12 protein-coding genes and 1 pseudogene are annotated in these 20372 nt (G+C 71.8%); 5 read left to right on the plus strand and 8 right to left on the minus strand.

What is annotated here, in order from left to right:
* Positions 1–70 precede the first annotated feature (70 nt).
* The 3 genes from JEQ17_RS18905 to JEQ17_RS18915 are packed head-to-tail and all read left to right on the plus strand — an operon-like array spanning position 71 to position 2603.
* Entirely contained in the window at positions 71–1435 is a 1365-nt protein-coding gene (locus JEQ17_RS18905; RefSeq protein WP_200396340.1) for an MFS transporter, read from the plus strand.
* Between the two features lie 41 nt (positions 1436–1476).
* Positions 1477–2268 carry a carbon-nitrogen hydrolase family protein gene (locus tag JEQ17_RS18910; protein WP_200396341.1) on the plus strand — a complete coding sequence of 264 codons (792 nt, stop codon included), beginning with the start codon at positions 1477–1479 and terminating at the stop codon, positions 2266–2268.
* Positions 2265–2603 (plus strand): cupin domain-containing protein, encoded by a 339-nt coding sequence (locus JEQ17_RS18915; RefSeq protein WP_200396342.1) that lies wholly within the window; start codon positions 2265–2267, stop codon positions 2601–2603. Before JEQ17_RS18910 ends, JEQ17_RS18915 begins: the two co-directional genes overlap by 4 nt.
* A 112-nt stretch (positions 2604–2715) precedes the next feature.
* On the opposite strand, the gene JEQ17_RS18920 is transcribed toward JEQ17_RS18915, so the two are convergent.
* From JEQ17_RS18920 to JEQ17_RS18945, 6 genes and pseudogenes are all read right to left on the minus strand, one after another.
* Positions 2716–3342 (minus strand): GntR family transcriptional regulator, encoded by a 627-nt coding sequence (locus JEQ17_RS18920; RefSeq protein WP_200401582.1) that lies wholly within the window; start codon positions 3340–3342, stop codon positions 2716–2718.
* A 149-nt stretch (positions 3343–3491) separates the two neighbouring features.
* Positions 3492–5135: a serine/threonine-protein kinase gene (locus tag JEQ17_RS18925; protein WP_200396343.1), complete on the minus strand. Its 1644-nt coding sequence runs from the start codon at positions 5133–5135 to the stop codon at positions 3492–3494.
* Positions 5136–5259: 124 nt separating this feature from the next.
* Positions 5260–6492: pseudogene (locus JEQ17_RS18930) on the minus strand (serine/threonine-protein kinase); the annotation flags it as partial.
* A 115-nt stretch (positions 6493–6607) separates the two neighbouring features.
* Positions 6608–8452 (minus strand): protein kinase domain-containing protein, encoded by a 1845-nt coding sequence (locus tag JEQ17_RS18935; protein WP_200401583.1) that lies wholly within the window; start codon positions 8450–8452, stop codon positions 6608–6610.
* 199 nt (positions 8453–8651) lie between these two features.
* On the minus strand, positions 8652–11438 hold the full coding sequence (locus JEQ17_RS18940) for a protein kinase (RefSeq protein WP_200396345.1): 2787 nt from the start codon (positions 11436–11438) through the stop codon (positions 8652–8654).
* Positions 11439–11592: 154 nt separating this feature from the next.
* Positions 11593–13812 carry a serine/threonine-protein kinase gene (locus tag JEQ17_RS18945; protein WP_200396346.1) on the minus strand — a complete coding sequence of 740 codons (2220 nt, stop codon included), beginning with the start codon at positions 13810–13812 and terminating at the stop codon, positions 11593–11595.
* 177 nt (positions 13813–13989) lie between these two features.
* On the opposite strand from JEQ17_RS18945, the gene JEQ17_RS18950 reads away from it, so the two are divergent.
* The gene (locus JEQ17_RS18950; protein WP_200396347.1) at positions 13990–15147 is read left to right on the plus strand and encodes a serine hydrolase domain-containing protein; all 1158 of its coding nucleotides are present in this window, start codon (positions 13990–13992) and stop codon (positions 15145–15147) included.
* Positions 15148–15377: 230 nt separating this feature from the next.
* Here JEQ17_RS18950 and JEQ17_RS18955 read toward each other — a convergent pair whose 3' ends face one another.
* Complete coding sequence (locus tag JEQ17_RS18955) at positions 15378–17084, minus strand: glycerol-3-phosphate dehydrogenase/oxidase (protein ID WP_143639127.1); 1707 nt, start codon at positions 17082–17084, stop codon at positions 15378–15380.
* A 273-nt stretch (positions 17085–17357) separates the two neighbouring features.
* Between JEQ17_RS18955 and JEQ17_RS18960 the strand changes: the two genes are divergently transcribed.
* Entirely contained in the window at positions 17358–18563 is a 1206-nt protein-coding gene (locus JEQ17_RS18960) for a nucleotide sugar dehydrogenase (protein WP_200396348.1), read from the plus strand.
* Between the two features lie 632 nt (positions 18564–19195).
* On the opposite strand, the gene JEQ17_RS18965 is transcribed toward JEQ17_RS18960, so the two are convergent.
* Positions 19196–20320, minus strand: a complete 1125-nt coding sequence (locus tag JEQ17_RS18965; RefSeq protein WP_055612678.1) for a GuaB3 family IMP dehydrogenase-related protein — start codon at positions 20318–20320, stop codon at positions 19196–19198.
* Positions 20321–20372: the final 52 nt, after the last annotated feature.

The raw sequence follows: 20372 nt of genomic DNA on the forward strand, positions 1-20372 counted from the left end.
GGCTTGCGCATACGACCTGTATACAAGAAGTATGCCGGAAGGTCGATGTCCCCGAGCAAGGATGGGCACCATGCACGACACCCCGAAGAGCGACGCCGGGGCCGCGGAGAAGCGCTCCGGCGTCCGCCGCGCCTTCGTCGCCAGCCTCACCGGCACGGCCCTGGAGTGGTACGACTTCGCCGTCTACTCCGCCGCGGCCGCCCTGGTCTTCGGTGATCTGTTCTTCCCGTCGGAGGACCCGCTCACCGGCACGCTCCTGGCGTTCTCCACATACGCGGTCGGCTACATCTCCCGTCCCCTCGGCGGATTCGTCTTCGGCCGCCTCGGCGATGTGATCGGCCGCAAGAAGGTGCTGATCGCCACACTTGTCCTGATCGGCGTGGCGACCTTCCTGATCGGTCTGCTGCCCGCGTACGGGACGATCGGTGTGGCCGCTCCGATCGCCCTGGTCGTGCTGCGCTTCGCCCAGGGCGTCGGCGTCGGCGGCGAGTGGGGCGGCGCCGTGCTGCTGTCCAGCGAGTTCGGCGACCCGCGCCGCCGGGGCTTCTACGCCTCCGCCGCACAGGTGGGCCCGCCCGCGGGAAACCTGCTCGCCAACGGTGTGCTCGCCGCCCTCGGCGCGCTGCTGACCGAGGCGCAGTTCGAGTCGTGGGGCTGGCGTGTGGCCTTCCTGCTCTCCGGCGTACTGGTCGCCTTCGGGCTGTGGATCCGGGCCAAGCTGGAGGAGACCCCGGTCTTCAAGGCGATGGAGGCCGAGAAGTCCCGTCCCGAGGCCCCCATCCGCGAGGTCTTCACCACCCAGCCCCGCGCCCTGACCGCCGCGATCCTGTGCCGGGTCGGCCCCGACGTGCTGTACGCCATGTTCACCGTCTTCGTGCTGACCTACGCCACCCAGGAACTCGACATGTCGCGGGGCTCCGCCCTCACGGCCGTCCTCATCGGCTCCTCCGTCCAGGTCTTCCTGATGCCGCTGGCCGGCGCGCTCTCCGACCGCGTCAACCGGCGTCTGCTGTACGGCGTCGCCGCGGTGGCCGCCGCGGTGTGGCCGTTCGTGTTCTTCCCGATGGCCGCCGGCGGTTCCTGGCTGCCGCTCGCCGCCGGAGTCCTCGTCGCCCTGGTGATCCACTGCTGTCTCTACGGACCGCAGGCCGCCTTCATCGCCGAGCAGTTCTCGCCCCGGCTGCGCTACACCGGCTCCTCGCTGGCCTACACCCTGGCCGGGATCATCGGCGGCGCCATCGCCCCGCTGCTGTTCACCACTCTGCTGAGCGCCTACGACAGCTGGGTACCACTGGCCCTGTACATCGCCCTCGCCTGCGCGGTCTCCCTGGTGGGCGTCCTCCTGGGCCGCAACCCCGAGGCCGCCGTCGACGAGGACGAAGAGCTCGCCGCGCCGAAGACCCCGGCCGCGGCGGACGTCCCCGTGCCCCGCTGACAACAGCCACACAACCCCGCCCCGGACAAGGAGGCACCGCAGTGCAAATCGCCATCGGCCAGCTCACCAGCGGCCCCGACCCCGAGAAGAACCTGCGCCTCGTCGAGGAGTGGACGCGGCGCGCCGCGGACTCCGGAGCCCGCGTCGTCGTCCTCCCGGAGGCGTCGATGGCCTGCTTCGGCACGCCACTGGCCCCGCTCGCCCAGCCCCTCGACGGGCCGTGGGCCGACGGGGTCCGCGAGATCGCCCGGGCGACCGGCACGGTCGTCGTGGCCGGCATGTTCACCCCCGCCGACGAGGGACGGGTGGCCAACACCCTGCTGGCCACCGGCCCCGGCGTCGAGGAGTCGTACGACAAGATCCACCTCTACGACGCCTTCGGCTTCCGCGAGTCCGAGACGGTCGCCCCGGGCTCCCGCCCCGCCGTGATCGACGTGGACGGCGTCCGGCTGGGCCTGGCCACCTGCTACGACGTCCGCTTCCCGGAGCTGTTCCGGGCGCACGCCGACGCCGGGGCCGTGGGAACCCTCCTTGCGGCCTCCTGGGGCGCCGGGCCCGGCAAGCTCGACCAGTGGGAGCTGCTGGTGCGGGCCCGCGCGCTGGACGCCACGGTCTGGGTCGCCGCCGTCGGCCAGGCCGATCCCGGCACCCCTCCGGGCCCCGCGCCGACCGGCATCGGGCACAGCCTGGTAGTCGGCCCCGACGGGACCGTACGAGCTTCCCTCGGCGCCGATCCTGAATTGCTGGTGACGGACCTGGACGTCGACGAGGTCGGCGCGGTCCGCGAGAAGACGTCCGTACTGGCGAACCGGCGGCCGGAGGTGTGGCGATGAGCGGGCCCGAGCTGGAGTTCCACCGGCCCGACGGGCCCTGGCGGCCCCCGGCGGGCGCCGGACCCGGCGTCGAGGAGTGCGTGCTGGCCGAGGACCCCGAGAACGGCCGGCGCACCGCGCTCGTCCGCTGGGCGCCGGGCACCGACACCTCGGCCGCGGGCGTGTCCCGGCACGACGTGTGGGAGGAGGTCTATCTCGTCGAGGGATCGATGTACGACCTGACGCTGGAGCGCACCTTCACCGCGGGCATGTACGCCTGCCGTCCCCCGGGCATGCCGCACGGGCCCTGGACCTCGCCGGACGGCGTGACGATGCTCGTGATCACGTACCCCTGATCCGGGCGGGCACGGGAGCGTCCCCCGGCGGCGGGTGTCCCTCGGCCGCGGGCGTCCCCGGGCTGCCGGGAGGCGCGCCGGGGGCGCCTTCAGGCGTCTCAGCCGCCAGCCGTCAGCCGTCGAGGAGCACCTTGAGGGTCGACTCCAGGTGGTGGTCGATGGCCGCGCACGCGGCCCGCGCGTCACCGGCGGCGAGGGCGTCCACGATGGCCTCGTGCTCGTCGAGCACCGCCTTCTGCCGCCCCTGCTGGTTGAAGACGGCGACCACTCCGGCGCGGACCTGGCGGCTGCGCAGACCGTCGTAGTGCCGGTCCAGCAGGGTGTTGCCGACGGCCGCGACCAGGGACGCGTGGAACCGGTGGTCCACGGCGATGAACTCCCGGGTCTCCTCGGCACCGGTGAGCGCGCGCTGCTGTTCCAGCAGGGCGCGCAGCTCCTCCAGGGGCACCCGCCCGGCCGCGACGAGCCGCTCGGCCGCGTACCGCTCGACGAGGCCGCGCAGCTCCATCAGCTCCCGCACCTCACGTCCCGTCAGAGGGGCCACCCGGGCACCGCGCTTGGGCACGAGCTCGACCAGGTCCTCCGCGGCGAGCAGCAGCAGCGCCTCCCGGATGGGGGTGCGGGAGACACCGATACGATCGGCGAGCTCCTGCTCCGACACGAAGGCCCCCTGCATCTCGGGGTCCGTCAGCACCGTGTCCTTGAGATACGCGTAGGCCTTCTCCCGACCGGACGCCACGGCAACCCCCAGACATCGCATACAGTTTGTATACCGACGCTACCACGCGCGTTCCCGCACGACACCGGGCCGTGAGCCGTCACGAACCTGCCGTGGAAGCCTGCACGAACCCGCCGTAGGAGCGCGAGCGTCCCGTCCACGCGGCGGGCTCAGAGCGTGTCGATGTCCAGGTTCGCGATCGCCGTCCTCGCGACCTCGCGCCCGCGCTCGGTGAAGTCGCCCTTGCCCGGATAGCCGATCATGAACTTGTACATGTCGCCGGACTTGGTCTTGTAGTAGAGGACCTGGATCTCGCGCGGACGCGGGTATTCGGTGTCCGTGGTCGAGTAGGTGATGGTGTTGAGGGCCGCTTTCCGGTCCTTGTACGTCGTCGGGTCGGGCTTGCTCTTGGGAGCGGGCTCGGAGTCCATGTCCATGCCGTAGCTGCCGCTCTGACGGTAGCTCGCGTCGTCGTCGTACATCTCGGCCGCCGCCGACCCGGCGATCTCACCGCTGGTGTCCTCGGCCTTCTTGGCCAGGGTGAGGCTGATCCAGAGGCTGCCGCTCAGGTCGGTGAACTGGACCCAGTGTTCGTCCTTGGCCGCGTCGGGCTTGGGCACGGTCTTCTGGTAGCCGGCCGGTACCGCCACCGTCGCGCCCAGTGCCTTGAGGTCCTTCTTCTCCCAGTTGTCGGGCAGGGGCCCCGCGAACGGGTCCGCGACCACCAGGTACGCCGCCAGCACGGCCGCGACGACCACGGCACCGATGCCGATCCACCCCTTGCGGCCGACCCGGATCGACCTGCCGCCGGGCTCCGCAATCCGTACGACCTGCGTGGGCGCGGGCTCGGGCGGACGCGCGGCCTGCTCCAGGAGCGTGCGCACCCGCGCGGCGTCCGGGCGGCGGGCCGGCTCCTTGTCGAGGAGGCCGTTGATGGCGTCGGCCAGTGGTCCCGTGGCGGCGTTGGGCGCGGCCGGCGTGGCGTTGAGGACTGACTGGAGCGTCGCGGGCGTGTTGTTGCGGCGGAACGGCGACACGCCCTCCGTGGCCGCGTACAGGACCACGCCCAGGGACCAGAGGTCCGAGGCCGGACCCGGGCGCTGCCCCACCACCCGCTCCGGCGCGATGAATTCGGGCGAGCCGACGAAACCGCCGGTGTCGGTCAGGTTCGTCTCGCCCTCGATCTGGGCGATGCCGAAGTCGGTGAGGACGACCCGGTCGCCCGTGCCGAGCATGACGTTGTCGGGCTTGACGTCGCGGTGCAGGATGCCCGCCGCGTGCGCGGACTCCAGCGCGCCGAGCACCTCAAGGCCGATTCTCGCCGCCTCGCGCGCCCCGATCGTGCCCTCCTGGAGGGCGTCACCGAGCGAACGCCCCCGTACGAGCTCCATGACGATCCACGGCTGGCCGTCCACGACCGCGACGTCGTGGACGTTCACGACGGCCGGGTGGTCGAGCCGGGCGGCGGCGCGCGCCTCGCGGCGCATCCGCTCGAAGACATTGGCCCGTTCGCGTTCGGGAAGGTGGTCCGGTACGCGCGGCTCCTTGACGGCGACCTCCCGGTCCACCGTCTCGTCCTTCGCCCGCCACACCGTGCCCATACCGCCATGGCCGAGTTTGCCGAGCAGCCGGTAGCGGCCCGCGATCAGCCGACCGGTGCCGGGCTCCTGCGGCGCCTGCCGGTCGGGCACCACCTGGGTGGGCGCGGCGTACGGGTTCCCGGGGTGCGGCACGGCGACCGGCGGCCGCGGCGGTTGCAGGCCGAAACTCGTTGGTTCGTCGGGTCCGTAAGGGGCTCCCCCGTTGTTGCTCATGGGTCCATCCCTATCGCGGCAAGCGCTTCGTGAGCCACCCTGGGCGCTTTCCAGTCACAGACCCGTGACGCACGGCGTCGCTTATGTTCCTTTTACGCCGCCGCGCTGCTCAGGTGTCCGAGGGGGCGGGGCCAGAGGGCGCGGGGCCGGTGGTGGCCGGCATCGTGGCCGGGCCCGGGGGCTCGCTGGCCGTCGGGCCGGTCGTCGACGTGGTCGAAGTGACTGTCGCGGTCGTCGTCGCGGTGGTCGTCGCCCGGGACGAGGGCACGGAACTCGTCGGCGACAAGGGCCCGTTGCCCCCGTCGCCGTTCATCAGCAGCGCGGCCGCCGACACACCCGCCACGGCCATCGCGGCGACGAGCGCGACCGCGATCAGCACGTTCCGCGTGGCGGAGCGCGAGGAGGCGGCGGGCCTCATCGGCGAGGTCACGGGCGAGTCCGACGAAGTCGACGGCGCACGCAGTGGTTGCGGCGGCTTCGGCGCGTCCCGCCGGGTCGGTCTGTAGCCGGGCGACACGGGTGGCATACGGCCGGTGTCGAGAAACGCCCGCAGCAGCCGCTCCGCCTCCACCGCGTCGAGCCTGCGCTCGGGATCGCGCTCCAGGAGACCCCGTACGACGGGAAGCAGGGGCGCGGCGGCCGCGGGCGGACGTATCTCGTCGACCACCACCGCGTGCAGGATCCCGCCCAACGAGTCGCGGCGGAACGGCGATTCGCCGCTCAGGGCCGTACAGAGCAGCGCGCCGAGCGACCACAGGTCGGACTCGGGCCCGGTCCTGACGCCGGACATCCGCTCGGGCGCGGTGTACTCGGGCGAGCCCACGAACGACCCGCTCTCGGTGAGTGTCGTCGACCCCGCGACCTGGGCGATCCCGAAGTCGGTGAGGACGACGCGGCCGTCCCCGGTGAGAAGTACGTTCGCGGGCTTCAGGTCCCGGTGCAGTACGCCCGCGCCGTGCGCCCTGCGCAGCGCGCCGAGCAGGTCGATCCCCATCCGGGCCGCCTCGGCCGCGTCCACGGGCCCGCTCCGGGAGATCCGCTCCGCGAGCGAGCCGCCCTCGATCAACTCCATGACGATGCAGGGGCGTTCGTCCTGCTCGACGACGTCGTGCACGACGATGATGTGCGGGTCCCGCAACTGGGCGATCGCACGCGCCTCACGCAGGGCCCGCTCGCGCTGCAGCCGGGACTCCTCCGCGGAGAGCGAGGTGTCGAGGACGAGTTCCTTGACCGCGACCTGCCTGCCGAGCAACAGGTCCGTGGCCCGCCATACGACGCCCATACCGCCCCGGCCGAGTCTGGCCTCCAGCCGGTAACGGCCCGCGATGACACGGACGTTGTCCCCCTCGGTCACCATGCGCCCCATCATGCCGCACCGGACGGAGGCCTTCCGGGACGCCTCGGCGCGGGTGGCCGACAAGCGACGTACGCGGTCGTGTGTCGGGCCGGCCGTACTCACTCGGCGTTCGGGGTCACTGGGCGCCCGGGGGCCGCCAGCTGCGCAGGATCGTGTCGAACCGTTCCTTCGCGGTGTCCCAGTCGGCCACCGGCGAGGACATGTAGATCACGTACTCGACGCCGTCACGGCTGAGATACGCCTGCTCTATGGCCCGGCGCGGGCCGGGAAACTCCGTGTCCTTCGACAGCGCGGTCCAGGTGAAGTCCCAGAGCGCGCCCGGACGGTCGCGGAAGGTGTTCTCCTCCAGACCGACCCGCCGGTAGTCCTGCAACCGCCCCAACTGCTCCTCCAGGTCGAGCAGATGCGTGTACGGGGTGTCGAAGTCCGGGGAGTCGTCGACGGCGATGCGGACGAAGTGCTCGCCGTTGTCGGGCGTGTAGTCGACCTGGGTGTTCTCGACCTGCCGCTTCCAGCCCTTGGGCAGGGCAAGGCTGAAACCCTGGGGGTCGTCGACGCGCTCCCAGCCGTCCGGCACACCGCCGGTGCCGGTGTCCGGGGTCTGGTTTCCCTTCCCGTCGTCCGTCGCACCCGCCGAGGACGACGGGGTGGAGGAGGACCGGTCGGGTGAGGACGGGTCGGACGAGGACGTCGAGTTGCCGTCGCTGCCCCACCGGTCCGCGTACAGCAGCGCCGCGACGCCTCCGCCGCCCACGAGCGCGGCCAGAATGACGACGAGGACGAGCGTGCTGACCTTGCGGCGCTGCGTCCCGGCGACGGTCGGCTGGTTCATGGTGGCGACGGCCGGGTCGTGCGTGGGACGGCCGTGGCTGTCGTAGGTGTCGTGGCCGCCGTGGCTGCCGTGGCTGCCGTAGGTGTCATGGCCGCCGGAGCCGCCTGGAACGCCGGGGCCTCCCTGGGTCCCGTGAGCACCCTGAGGGCCGTACATGCCGTGCGCCCCCGGGACGCCCTGGGGCCCGTAGGCGGCATGGGCGGGCCCGTAGGTGCCCTGGGGTGCGGGGGACTCGGGAGACTGAGGGGTTTCACCGGACTGGTGTGAGGCGGCCACATGTTCCGTCGGCACATAGGCCTGTGCCGAACTCGGTGCGCGCCCCTCCGCGGCCTCGGCGAGCATCTGCTCGGTCTCCTCGGGCCCGGGCCGCTCGGCGGGATCCTTGCGCAGCAGCGCGGCGATGACGGGCGCGAGCGGACCGGCGTGCGTCAGCTCCTCGGGCTCCTCGCCGACCACGGCCTGCATGGTGGTCAGCGGGGTCGTCCGCCGGAACGGGGACCTTCCCTCGACCGCCGTGTAGAGCGTCGCGCCGAGCGCCCACAGATCGGAGGAGGGACCCGGATCGTGGCCGCGTACACGCTCCGGCGCCAGATAGTCGACCGAGCCGACGATCTCCCCGGTACGCGTGATCGTCGTGTCGCCCTCGACCTGCGCGATCCCGAAGTCGGTGAGCAGGACGCGCCGGTCGTTGGAGATCAGTACGTTGCCCGGCTTGACGTCGCGGTGCAGTACGCCCGCGGCGTGCGCGGCCCGCAGCGCGCGCAGCACCCACAGCCCGACCCTCGCCGCCTCCCGGGGCTCGACGCGCCCGGAGTCCTTGACCGCGTCGGCGAGCGAGTGGCCCTCGACCAGCTCCATCACGATCCACGGGCGGCCGTCGTGCTCCAGCACGTCGTGCACGGTGACGACGGCCGAGTGGTTGATCCGCGCGGCCGCGCGCGCCTCGGCCCGCGTCCGGGCGAGGAGCACGGGCCGGTCGCTGTCCGCCACATAGAGCGCGGCCGTCAACTCCTTGATGGCGACGGCCCGGTGCAGCACTTCATCGTGCGCCCGCCACACCCGGCCCATGCCGCCACTGCCGATGGAGTCGACGAGCCGGTAGCGCCCCGCCAGCAGCAGGCCCTGCATCTGATTCACGTTTCCCCGCAATGCTCTTGACAGGGTCAGACTAAGGACCGGCCCTCGCCCAGGGAACCGGCGGGGCCCTACGGAGACAGCACTGTGACGGTTTGCCCGGACGTGAACGGGCGTTTGCCGCCCGGCAATCGGACGTCTGTCGAACCTGAGTCGGACGTCAGCCGGACCTCGGCCGAACCTGGATCGGACGTCAGCCGGTGGCCTGGTAGGTCGCCGACGCCTGCTCGTAGAGCCGCGTCACCTCGTCCCGCTCGGCCTCGGGACCGAGCACCTGCACCACGTGGTACCGCCCGTCGACGATGATCGCGAGATTGCGTACGAAGACCTCGCGCCCCTGGGAGTCCTGCCAGGTGAACTGCCCCTCGGCCATGGTCCGTCCGCCCACCTCGATGCGCCGCATCCCGCTGGAGGTCGCCCACGTCGAGTCGCGGAACGGCTGCAACTCGCGCTCGTCCTCGCGCTGGTACGTCATCGGATCGGTGCCGTACTCACTGGTCGTGTCGCGGCCGGGCACGACCAGCAGCTCGAAGTCGCCCTGGGAGTAGACGATCTGGCCGCGGCCGTTCTTCCCCGTACGGTCCCAGCCGTTGGCGACCGCCACGCGAAAGCCCTCGGAGTCCTTGCGCAGGGTGAAGCCCTGCGCGACCTCGGGTCCGGTGGTCTGGGTGCTGGAACTGGACGACTGCGTCGGGCTGTTCTCCTTGCTCGGCGACTTCTCGTCCTGCGGATCCGTGCCCGCGTTCCCGTCCGTGCCGGTGTCCGTGTCGGCCGAGTGCCCGGGGTTCGGACTGACGACGTCCCCCGCGGAACCGGTCCGCTCACCGGCGCTGTCGGACTTGGGCATGAAGGCCACGGCATACGCGACGGCCGCCGCCATGGCCAGCAGTATCAGCAGAAGCAGCGTGCGGCCGAGCCTGCGGGGCTTGGCCTCCCTGCCCCGCTTGGACCGCTTGTGGCGGCCGTGCGGGCTGGTGTCGGGCAGCCCCGCGCGGCGCCTTCGCACGAGCTCGCCCCGGCGGCGAACGACGGGCAGCCGCTTGGGGTCCACGGGCGGCGCGGCCACGACGTACGTCCCCGCCTCCGGCTCGGGCGCCGACCGCACCAGCGAACGCAGCCAGCCGCGCAGCTCCTCGAAGTCCAGCCGCTCGGTGGGGTCCTGGCGGAGCAACGACTCCACGACCGGCCGGAGCGGCCCGCACTCCTCGGCGAACGCGGGCGGCTCGGCGCACACCAGCTGCACCAGCTCGGCGGTGTTCTCCTCGGGGTAGGGCGCGTGCCCCTGAACGGCCCGGAAAAGCAGTGCCCCCAGCGCCCACAGGTCGGTCGCGGGCCCGATCGGCGCCGCCAACTGCCAGTTCTCGTGCACGGGCCCGGCCTGCTCGGGCGCCCAGCGCTCGGTGACAGGGCCGACGACAGCCATCCGCGCCTGCCGCGCCCGCTCGGCCGCCAGCGCGGTGGCGGGACCCCGATGAGCTGCGGGTGCGGAGTCGGCGGTCAGCCGGCTCCACTGGGTGGGGGCTTCGGTGGCGGCGGTGCTGGTGGTGTGAGCGGGGTCTGCGGCGTGGGCGGGGTCCGTGCCGTAGGCAGGATCCGTGCCGTGGGCGGGGGCAGAGGTGTAGGCCGGGTCAGAGGTGTTGGCGAAGTGGCCGGCGATGCCGTTGCCGTGCCCGGTGTGGGACACGCCGTTGCCGTTGCCGGGGAATCCGGTGCCGTCACCGTGACCCGGTACACCGCTTCCGTTGCCCCCGTTGCCCCCATTGCCGCTGCTTCCGGTGCCGGGCCCGGGCAGCGCGGGAGGCTGGCTCTGTCCGTTCCCGCCCAGCGCGGGCGCACCGTGACGCGGCGCCGCGCCGTGCCAGGAACTGGACCGCCCCACCCCGTACGGGTCGGCGATCTGCCCCGGCGGCGAGGTGCGCTCCACTCCGAGCCCGGAGGTCTGTCCGGCCTCGGCCTCGCCCTCGGCGGGCTGGGACCGCGGCGCGGGCAACGCCGCGTTCCTGCCGCCCCGCTGTTCCTCCTGCACCCGGGCCGCGGCCCGCGCGCCCGCGCGGTAGGCCGCGATGGCCCCGGCCCGCGCGGCCCGCACATCACCGCCGGCGTCCAGCGCCCGCTGCCCCGCGGCCGACGCCTGTGCCCGAGCGACGGGCGACAGCCCTCCGCCGCCCCCGGGCACAGCCTCGACGGCGGCACGACCGCCACCGGAACCGCCCTGCTGGGACTGCCCGAGCTGCCCTTGCCGACCGAGCTGGCCATGAGGCCCGGACGAGCCCGTGGGACCAGCCGAACCGGCGGAACCGGTCGGCCCTGTCCGCCCTGGCGGACCGCCCGCCGTTCCGGAGCCGCCCGCCTCGCCCTCACCGTCGGCGGCCGGCACCGGGTCGTACCCGCACAGCGCCTCCTCCGCGGCCCCGGCGGCAAGCCCGGTGAGCATCACGCGCCCGTCGTCGCAGACGAGCACCGTGCGCGCGGTGATGTTCCGGTGCACCCATCCATGGCCGTGCAGCACCCGCAGGGCGGTCAGCACATCGGAGGCCACCTCGGCGGCCCGGTACGGACTCAGCGGCCGCTCGGCGAGCAGCGCCGCCAGTGGCCGCGCGGCCACCATCTCACTCACTATCCACAACGACCCGCCCTCGGCGAACACGTCGAAGACCTGGTCGAGCCGCGGATGGTCGGGGATCTGGGCCGCGGCCTGCGCGGCCTCGATCGCACGCCGCACCGCCGGTTCGGTGGGCCGCCGTGTGGTCCGCGCGGACGGCCGCCGCACTCCGGCGTCCCGGGCCACGAACCCGTCGGGCAGCCCGTCCGCGTCGAGCACCTCCGCCTCGACGATCTCGGGCAACGGCACCTGCCGGACCAGGACTTCCTGCCCGCTGTACGTGTCGAAGGCGCGGGTCTCGGCCAGTTCGTACTCGTCCGACGGCGGCAGCGGCAGACGGTAACGGTCGGCGAGTACCCGTCCCGCATAGTCGTCCACGATGCCTCCCCCGGCCGCCCGGTTGGTCAATTCCGTTCGCCATGCGTCCCGTTGTGGCTGCAGATGTGGCTGCGTACGGTCCGCAACCACTCACGATACGTGCCGTAGGCAACCCACAGTGAGGAGATACGAGATCTCAGGAATCTCGTGCCCCTCAGGACTTCGGTTCGAACGACTTCGTCAGCGTCCGCCACGTATTTTTACGAAGCTCGGTGTCCCACTTCGAGCCCTTCGCGGTGTACATGAGCCCATATCCGAGGCTGTCGTTGACGACGAACCCTCGGTCTATCGACCGGTACTGCGTACCGCCGTCCACGTAGGTGAACTCCCAATCGGCCGTGTTCCAGCCGCGGTAGTCCACCTTTTCTATTCGGATGCGCTTGTACTGCGACCGCTGCATGAACTGCTCTTGGTTCTTCCAGTCCGCCACCGGGTCGCTCTTGGGCGTCGTGGTCCACCCGACCAGCAGCTTCTGCCCGTCAGGACCGGCGAACCGGGACCCGGCCGCACTCGTGGACTCGTACTTCCACCCCTTGGGCAACCCGATCGAGAACCCCTGCCCGCTCTTGTACGTCTCCTCGGCGCCGTCTCCCGAACCACTGCCGGAGTCGTCGTTCGAACCGCCGGTCCCGCTCGTAGCGCTCGCGGTCGGCGAACTGCCGGTGTTCGCGCCCCCGCCGGCGGAGTCGGTCTTCTCTCCGCTGTCCTTTTCGGTACCGCTGTTCTCGTCCTGCTTGGTGTCGCTGCCCGCGCTCGCCCCGCTGGACGCCGACTTGTCGTCGCCGCCCTTGTTCTCCTTGGCCCCGGAGTCGTCGCCACTGAGCGTGACGGCGAGGATCGTGCCCAGCACGGCCAGCACGACGACCACGGCGGCGATCACCAACGCCCGCCGGGGCACCACATCGGTGAGCGAGGCCCTGGGCGCGACGGTCCGCGGATGCGTCTCCCCGGCACCACCCGAACCCCCGCCCACCGAACTGAAGTTCACCTCGGAGGCAGCAGAAGCCCGCCCCTTGGCCGAACCAGCCGCACCCGCGGAAGCAGAGCGAGAAACAGCCTCGGAGTCCGAGCCAGAAGCAGCGGCAGCCGCCGCGGGGGAAGAGGAGGGCGAAGCGGGGGCGGAGGCAGAGGGAGAAACCGCAGGAGCGGTCGGGGTAGAGGGCGAGGCCTTGGCGGTCTTGGCAGCCTTGCCGTCCGACCCGTCCGGCGTCGTCGCCGGCGCCTCGGCGTCCGCGGGCTTCCCGGCACCGGCCTTCTCGGTTCCGGCCTCCTCCGCACCGGACTTGCCGGTTCCGACGACCGCGGCAGCACCCGCCGCCACAGCGGCAGCGGCCGCCCCCTTGCCCTTCCGCACGGAACGCAGCGCCCCGCGGAGCCGCTCCACCGGCTCCTCGCCCTTCTTGTTCCCGCCCGTGGCCCTGCCGCCCGAGCTCTTCTTCTTGGCGGGGGCGTCCACCGGAAGCTCGGGCAACGGCACGACCTTCGTCGCGTCCACCGGCTCCGGCTCGTCCTCCTTGGGCTCGGGCGCGTGGATCACCTCGGTGAGCATCGCCCGGGCCCCGGCGTCGTCGAGCCGCTGCTCGGGGTCCTTGACGAGCAGCCCGTAGATGACCTTCTCCAGCGGCCCGGCGTTCTTCGGCTGCTCCAACGGCTCCGTCATCACCGCGGTGAGCGTCGCGATGGCGGACCCCTTGTCGTACGGCGGTACGCCTTCCACCGACGCGTACAGCAACCCGCCGAGCGACCACAGGTCGGCCGCGGGGCCGGGCTTGTGCCCCCGGGCGCGCTCGGGCGAGATGTACGAGGGCGCGCCGACGAGCATGCCGGTCGAGGTGATGGACGGGTCGCCCTCCACCTGCGCGATACCGAAGTCGGTGAGCACGACCCGGCCGTCCTCGGCGATGAGCACGTTCGACGGCTTCACGTCCCGGTGCAGGATGCCCTCGCGGTGCGCCGAACGCAGCACGTCGAGGATGGCCAGCCCCACCTCGGCCGCGCGCTTCGGCGTGAGCAGCCCGTCCTCTCGGATGACCTCGGCGAGCGACTTGCCCTCGACGAGTTCCATCACGATCCACGGCCGGTTGTCCTCGTCGACCACGTCGAAGACCGTCACCGCGCCGTTGTTCCGGATCCGCGCGATGGCCTTGGCCTCACGGAAGGTCCGTGTGATCAGCCGCCGCTTCTCGTCCTCGTCGATCCGCGCCGGCAACCGCAGTTCCTTGACCGCGACCGTCCGGCCCAGCGTCTCGTCCTTGGCCCGCCACACGGTGCCCATGCCGCCGCGGCCGAGGACTCCTCCCAGCCGGTATCGCCCGGCGAGAAGACGATCGCTCTCGTCCTGCCGGGATGCTCCCGCGCGCTCCGCCTCCGACATGCGTCCCCTCATGCAACCCGCCCTGACAGAGCCTCCATTGTCACCCACCCGACCACCGTCCGACGCCCCGGGTGCCCCCTCGCGGAGGCATTCCTTCCCCGCGCCGCCCCTCACCTGCCCCGCCTGTCACCCGGCCGAGCCCGTCCCTCATGATGAGCGGCGACAAGGAAGGACCTCATGCCACCTCTGAGGACGCTACTGACCCTTCCTGTGTGCCTGACCCTCCTCGCCCTGACCTCGGCCGCCTCGACAACTCCCGCGCCCCCGGCCGTGGACACCGCCCTCACCCGGCTCGTCACCCAGGGCAAGGTCCCGGCCGCCGCCCTGCTGGCCGCCGAGGGATCCGCCTCCCGCTTCGCCCACGCGGAAGCCCCCACAACCACCGACCCGGCCGCCGCCGGCAGCTCTGCCGACGCGATCCGCCACACCGACGCGACCCTCCCTGCCGACGCGATCCGCCACACCGACGCGACCCTCCCTGCCGACGCCATCCGCCGCACCGACCACTTCCGCGCCGGCAGCATCACCAAGTCGTTCGTCGCGACGGTCGTCCTTCAGCTGGCCGCCGAGCACCGCCTGTCCCTGTCCGACTCGGTCGAGGATCATCTGCCGGGCCTGGTGCACGGCTCGGGCAACGACGGTCGCGCCCTGACCCTGCGCACCCTGCTCACCCACACCAGCGGCCTCGCCGACTTCACCGCCGACACCGCGGGCACCGTCTCCCTCACGCCTCTCCAGGCCGTCCGTATCGCAATCGCCCACCCCCCGGCCGAACGCGGCCGCTTCGAGTACTCCAACACCAACTACGTGCTGCTCGGCATGGTCGTCGAGCAGGTCACCGGCCGCTCGTACGCCGCCGAGGCCGAGCGCCGCATCATCACTCCCCTCCATCTGACAGGCACCTCGTTCCCGGGCGCCCGTCACTCCCTGCCGGACCCGCACGGTCGCTCGTACACCGCCGACGGATCCGATGTCACCGATCTGGACCCGCGCGTGGCCGGCGCGGCGGGCGAGCTGGTCACCACGCTCGCCGACCTGAACCGCTTCTACGCGGCCCTGCTCCGCGGCAACCTGCTGCCGCCCCGCCAACTGCGCGAGATGCTCGACACCGGCACCGCACACGGCTTGTACGGCATGGGCCTCTATTCCGAGAAACTTCCGTGCGGCACCACGGTGTGGGGGCACAACGGCCGCATCACCGGCAGCTACGTCCGGACCGCAGCCACACTCGACGCCCGTCGTGTCCTCACCTTCCGCGTGAACACGGATGCGATCGCAGACCCCGACCTCGAACCGGCGCTGCTCGCCGCCGAGTTCTGCCCCCGCACCCCGTAGAACGACCGGGTTCCGAGCAAAGATCCCAGCTCAGGACACTCGTTCGGGTGACACCCGGAAACCATCCGCTCGGACTCCCGGGCCGCCACCACAGCCCGGCAGCCACCACGGCCACGCCACCATCACGGCCAAGCAGCGACCACGGCTGGCTGCCGCCACCGCCGCCAAGCCCCTCAGCGCACGCACACGTGAACGCGCGCCTTCCACCACCGCGCCTTCCACCACCGTGCCTACAACGGCACGATGTCCGGCGCCCCCAGCCGAGCCGCGTCGGCCGTCAGATCGTCCGGCTGCCGCTGCGACTCCCGCTCCGCCTCGACCCGCTTCTCGTAGTGCTCGACCTCGCGCTCGATCTGGTCCTTGTCCCAGCCCAGCACCGGCGCCATGAGCTCCGCGGCCTCCCGCGCACTGCGCGTGCCCCGGTCGAAGGTCTCGATCGAGATGCGGGTCCGCCGTGTCAGCACGTCGTCGAGGTGTCGTGCCCCCTCGTGCGAGGCGGCGTAGACGATCTCGGCGCGCAGATAGTCCTCGGCGGCGGGCAGCGGCTCGCCCAGCGAGGCGTCCGCGGCGATGAGGTCGAGCAGCTCCTCCGCGAGTGCCCCGTACCGGTTCAACAGGTGTTCCACGCGCACCACATGGAGTCCGGTCCTCGCGGCGATGCGCGCTCGCGCGTTCCACAGCGCCCGGTACCCCTCGGCGCCGATCAGCGGGATGTCCTCGGTGACGCACTCCGCGACGCGCTGGTCGAGCCCGTGCACAGCCTCGTCCACCGCGTCCTTGGCCATCACCCGGTACGTCGTGTACTTGCCGCCCGCCACGACCACGAGCCCCGGCACCGGATGCGCCACGGTGTGCTCGCGCGACAGCTTGCTCGTGGCGTCCGACTCGCCGGCGAGCAGTGGCCTCAGCCCCGCGTACACCCCCTCCACGTCATCACGTGTCAGTGGCACCGCGAGCACCGAGTTCACATGCTCCAGCAGGTAGTCGATGTCCGCGCTGGACGCCGCCGGGTGGGCCTTGTCGAGGTCCCAGCCGGTGTCCGTCGTCCCGATGATCCAGTGCCGGCCCCAGGGGATCACGAACAGCACGGACTTCTCCGTACGCAGGATCAGCCCGGTCGTCGAGGTGATCCGGTCCTTCGGTACGACCAGATGGATGCCCTTGGACGCCCGGACGTGGAACTGGCCCCGCTCGCCCACCATCGCCTGTGTGTCGTCCGTCCACACCCCGGTGGCGTTGACGACCTGCTTGGCGCGGATCTCGTACTCCCCGCCCCCTTCGACGTCCTGCACCTTGGCGCCGACGACGCGTTCGCCCTCGCGCAGGAAGCCGGTCACGCGCGCGCGGTTGGCGACCTTCGCTCCGTACGCCGCGGCCGTGCGCACCAGGGTCGCCACATAACGGGCGTCGTCCATCTGCGCGTCGTAGTACTGCAGCGCCCCGACCAGGGCGTCCTTCTTCAGGGCGGGGGCTACACGCAGCGCGTGACGGCGTGACAGGTGACGGTGCATCGGCAGTCCGCGGCCGTGGCCGCGCGCCATCGACATCGCGTCGTAGAGCGCGACGCCCGAACCGGCGTACAGCCTCTCCCAGCCCTTGTGCTGCAAGGGATACAGGAACGGGACGGGCTTCACGAGGTGCGGCGCGAGCCGCTCCAGCAACAGGCCGCGCTCCTTCAGCGCCTCCCGGACGAGTGGGAAGTCGAGCATCTCCAGATAGCGCAGACCTCCGTGGATCAGCTTGCTCGACCGGCTCGACGTGCCCGACGCCCAGTCACGCGCCTCGACCAGGCCGGTGGACAGACCGCGGGTCACGGCGTCCAGTGCCGTGCCCGCACCGACCACGCCTGCTCCCACGACCAGCACATCCAGCTCGTGCTCGGCCATTCCCGCGAGTGACTCGGCGCGCTCCGCCGGTCCCAGTGTCGCTGTCCGCACAGTTGCCTCCCGCTGTTCTGTCGCGCCGGGCTCACCCGTCCGGCGAGGCCCGGCTCACATCCCCCATGCCCAAATTCTCAACCCGTTGCCCGCCTTCGGCCACCACCAGCCGTCCGCCTGTGGATATCTCTCGATGACTTCCGGAGAAACACAGCCGAACAATCCCGCAAATCGGTCATATTTACTCCTAGTCTGACATTGCGCTCGCCCGTTCTGTCCACAGGGCTTGCGCCCTTGTCCCCCTTCGGTTACTGGGAAGGACGGCCCACCGCCATGCCCGCAGATCTCGCCGTCATCGGTCTCGGCCAGTTCGGCCTGCCCCTGGCCCAGGCCGCCGTCAGCGCCGGCATCTCCACACTCGGCTACCAGTGCGGCGACCCCGCACCGCTGGCCGCCGCCGACCTGCGCCGGATGCTCTCGACGGGCTTCCGGCCGGCCACCAACCCGGCCGAACTCGGCCGGGTCCGTACCGCGGTCATCTGCGCGCCGACCCCGCGTGGCGCGGACGGCGCGCTCGACCTGGGCCAACTGGCCGACGCCGCCCGCACCCTGGCCGCACACCTGCGCCCGCACACCACGGTGATCCTTGAGTCCCCCGTCTACCCCGGTACGACGGAGGAATTCCTCCGGCCGCTCCTCGAAGAGGGCTCCGGTCTCCGTGCGGGCCGCGACTTCCATCTCGCGTACTCACCCAGCCGCGTCGACCCGGGCAACCGCGACCACACCCCCGCCAACACCCCGAAGGTCATCGGCGGCCTCACCCCCGCCTGCACCGAGTCGGCCGCCGCCTTCTACGGGCGCCTCACCGACAAGGTCGTACGCGCGCGTGGACCACGGGAAGCCGAAACCGTGCAGCTCCTGGAGACCAACTACCGGCACGTCAACATCGCCCTCGTCAACGAGATGGCGGTCCTCTGCCACGACCTGGGCGTCGACCTGTGGGACGTCATCCGCTGCGCCGAGACCAAGCCGTTCGGCTTCCAGGCCTTCCGCCCCGGCCCCGGCGTCGGCGGCCACGCCGTCCCCCGGGACCTCGCCGGCCCGCGAACCCGCTCCCTGCGCATGGTCGAACTGGCCCAGCAGGTCAACAACCACATGCCGCAGTACGTCATCCAGCGCGCGGCCACGCTCCTCAACGAGCACGGCAAGTCCGCCCGCGGGGCACGCGTGCTCCTCCTCGGCATCACCTACAAGCCCGACCACGCCGACCAGCAGGGCTCCCCCGCCAAGGAGATCGCGACCCGTCTGATGGAACTCGGCGCCGCCGTCAGCTACCACGACCCGCTCGTCCCGTCCTGGAGCATCCTCGACCGCCCGGTCCCCCGCGTGGACTCCCTCTACGAGGCGGCAGCCGACGCGGACCTGACGATCCTCCTCCAGCAACACCGCACGTACGACCTGCAAGGGCTGTCGGTGAAGGCGCAGCTGCTGCTGGACACGCGGGGAGCTACGCCCACGGGGGCGGCGCACAGGTTGTGACCGGGGGCGCGCGGGGCGGTCCCGAGCCTCTGGGGCTGGTGGCACGGAGCGCTCCACGCCGGTACCGTACAAGAGGTGGAGCCCACCGCAGCGGCCACTGCGGCAGGCTCCAGGATGGATCACGGAGTGTCCGCCCCTACTGTGTTTGGGGGCGGCCGCTCACCAAAGGTGGAGCCCACCGCAGCGGCCACTGCGGCAGGCTCCAGGATGGATCACGGAGTGTCCGCCCCTAGTGTGTTTGGGGGCGGCCGCTCACCATCCGAAAATTCGCAAGACCCACCTCCTCCGGCACTTCACCATCCGCAGACGGATCCGGTCCCAGCGGGTGGGCTTGCGATGGCGGCCCATGGGCGCCCCCTTCCACGACGCCACCCAGAGGCCCGGTGGGCAGCACGTCGGAACTCGGGCCGGGCCCCGACGGCCGGGGTCCGGAACCATGTCCTTGGAAGGGGGCGCCCCACACAACTGGGGCGCCGAACAGGGACGTTACCGCCCCGAAACGGCCTTCAGACGCGCATTCGCCCCGAACGCAACCACGCGCCCCCCATCACAAAACGCGCCCCATCAGGCCCAGTTGGGCACACGAAAGGGCCCGGACCACCCCGGCCCGGGCCCCTCGAAGCGCCGTGCGGCTACCGCTTGTGCTGCGAGTCCGCCACCGTGACCTCGACGCGCTGGAACTCCTTGAGCTCGCTGTAGCCGGTCGTGGCCATGGCGCGCCGCAGCGCGCCGAAGAAGTTCATCGAACCGTCGGGCGTGTGCGAGGGTCCGGCGAGGACCTCCTCGATCGTGCCGACCGTGCCGAGGTCGACCTTCTTGCCGCGCGGCAGCTCGTCGTTGACGGCCTCCATGCCCCAGTGGTGGCCCCGGCCGGGCGCGTCGGTGGCGCGCGCGAGCGGGGAGCCCATCATCACGGAGTCGGCGCCGCAGGCGATCGCCTTGGGGAGGTCGCCGGACCAGCCGACACCGCCGTCCGCGATCACGTGCACGTACCGGCCGCCGGACTCGTCCATGTAGTCCCGGCGGGCGGCGGCCACGTCGGCGACCGCGGTGGCCATCGGGACCTGGATGCCCAGCACGTTGCGCGTGGTGTGCGCGGCGCCGCCGCCGAAGCCGACGAGGACACCGGCCGCGCCCGTACGCATCAGGTGCAGGGCCGCCGTGTAGGTGGCGCAGCCGCCAACGATGACCGGGACGTCCAGCTCGTAGATGAACTGCTTCAGGTTCAGCGGCTCGGAGGCACCGGAAACGTGCTCGGCCGACACCGTCGTACCGCGGATGACGAAGATGTCGACGCCCGCGTCCACGACGGCCTTGGAGAACTGGGCCGTGCGCTGCGGGGAGAGCGCTGCCGCGGTGACCACGCCCGAGTCGCGCACCTCCTTGATGCGCTGCCCGATCAGCTCCTCCTTGATGGGAGCTGCGTAGATCTCCTGGAGACGGCGGGTCGCGGTGTCCGCGTCCAGCTCCGCGATCTCGTCGAGGAGCGGCTGCGGGTCCTCGTACCTCGTCCAGAGGCCTTCGAGGTTCAGGACGCCCAGTCCGCCCAGCTCGCCGATACGGATGGCGGTGGCCGGCGAGACGACCGAGTCCATGGGGGCGGCCAGGAACGGCAGCTCGAAGCGGTAGGCGTCGATCTGCCAGGCGATCGAGACCTCCTTCGGGTCTCGCGTACGGCGGCTCGGGACGACGGCGATGTCGTCGAAGGCATACGCCCGGCGGCCGCGCTTGCCGCGCCCGATCTCGATCTCAGTCACGTGTGTGGCCTTTCCCTCTTCGCTTCTGCGCCTCCCAGTATCCCCGACACCC

Source organism: Streptomyces liliifuscus (assembly GCF_016598615.1).
GTDB classification, from domain to species: Bacteria; Actinomycetota; Actinomycetes; order Streptomycetales; family Streptomycetaceae; genus Streptomyces; species Streptomyces liliifuscus.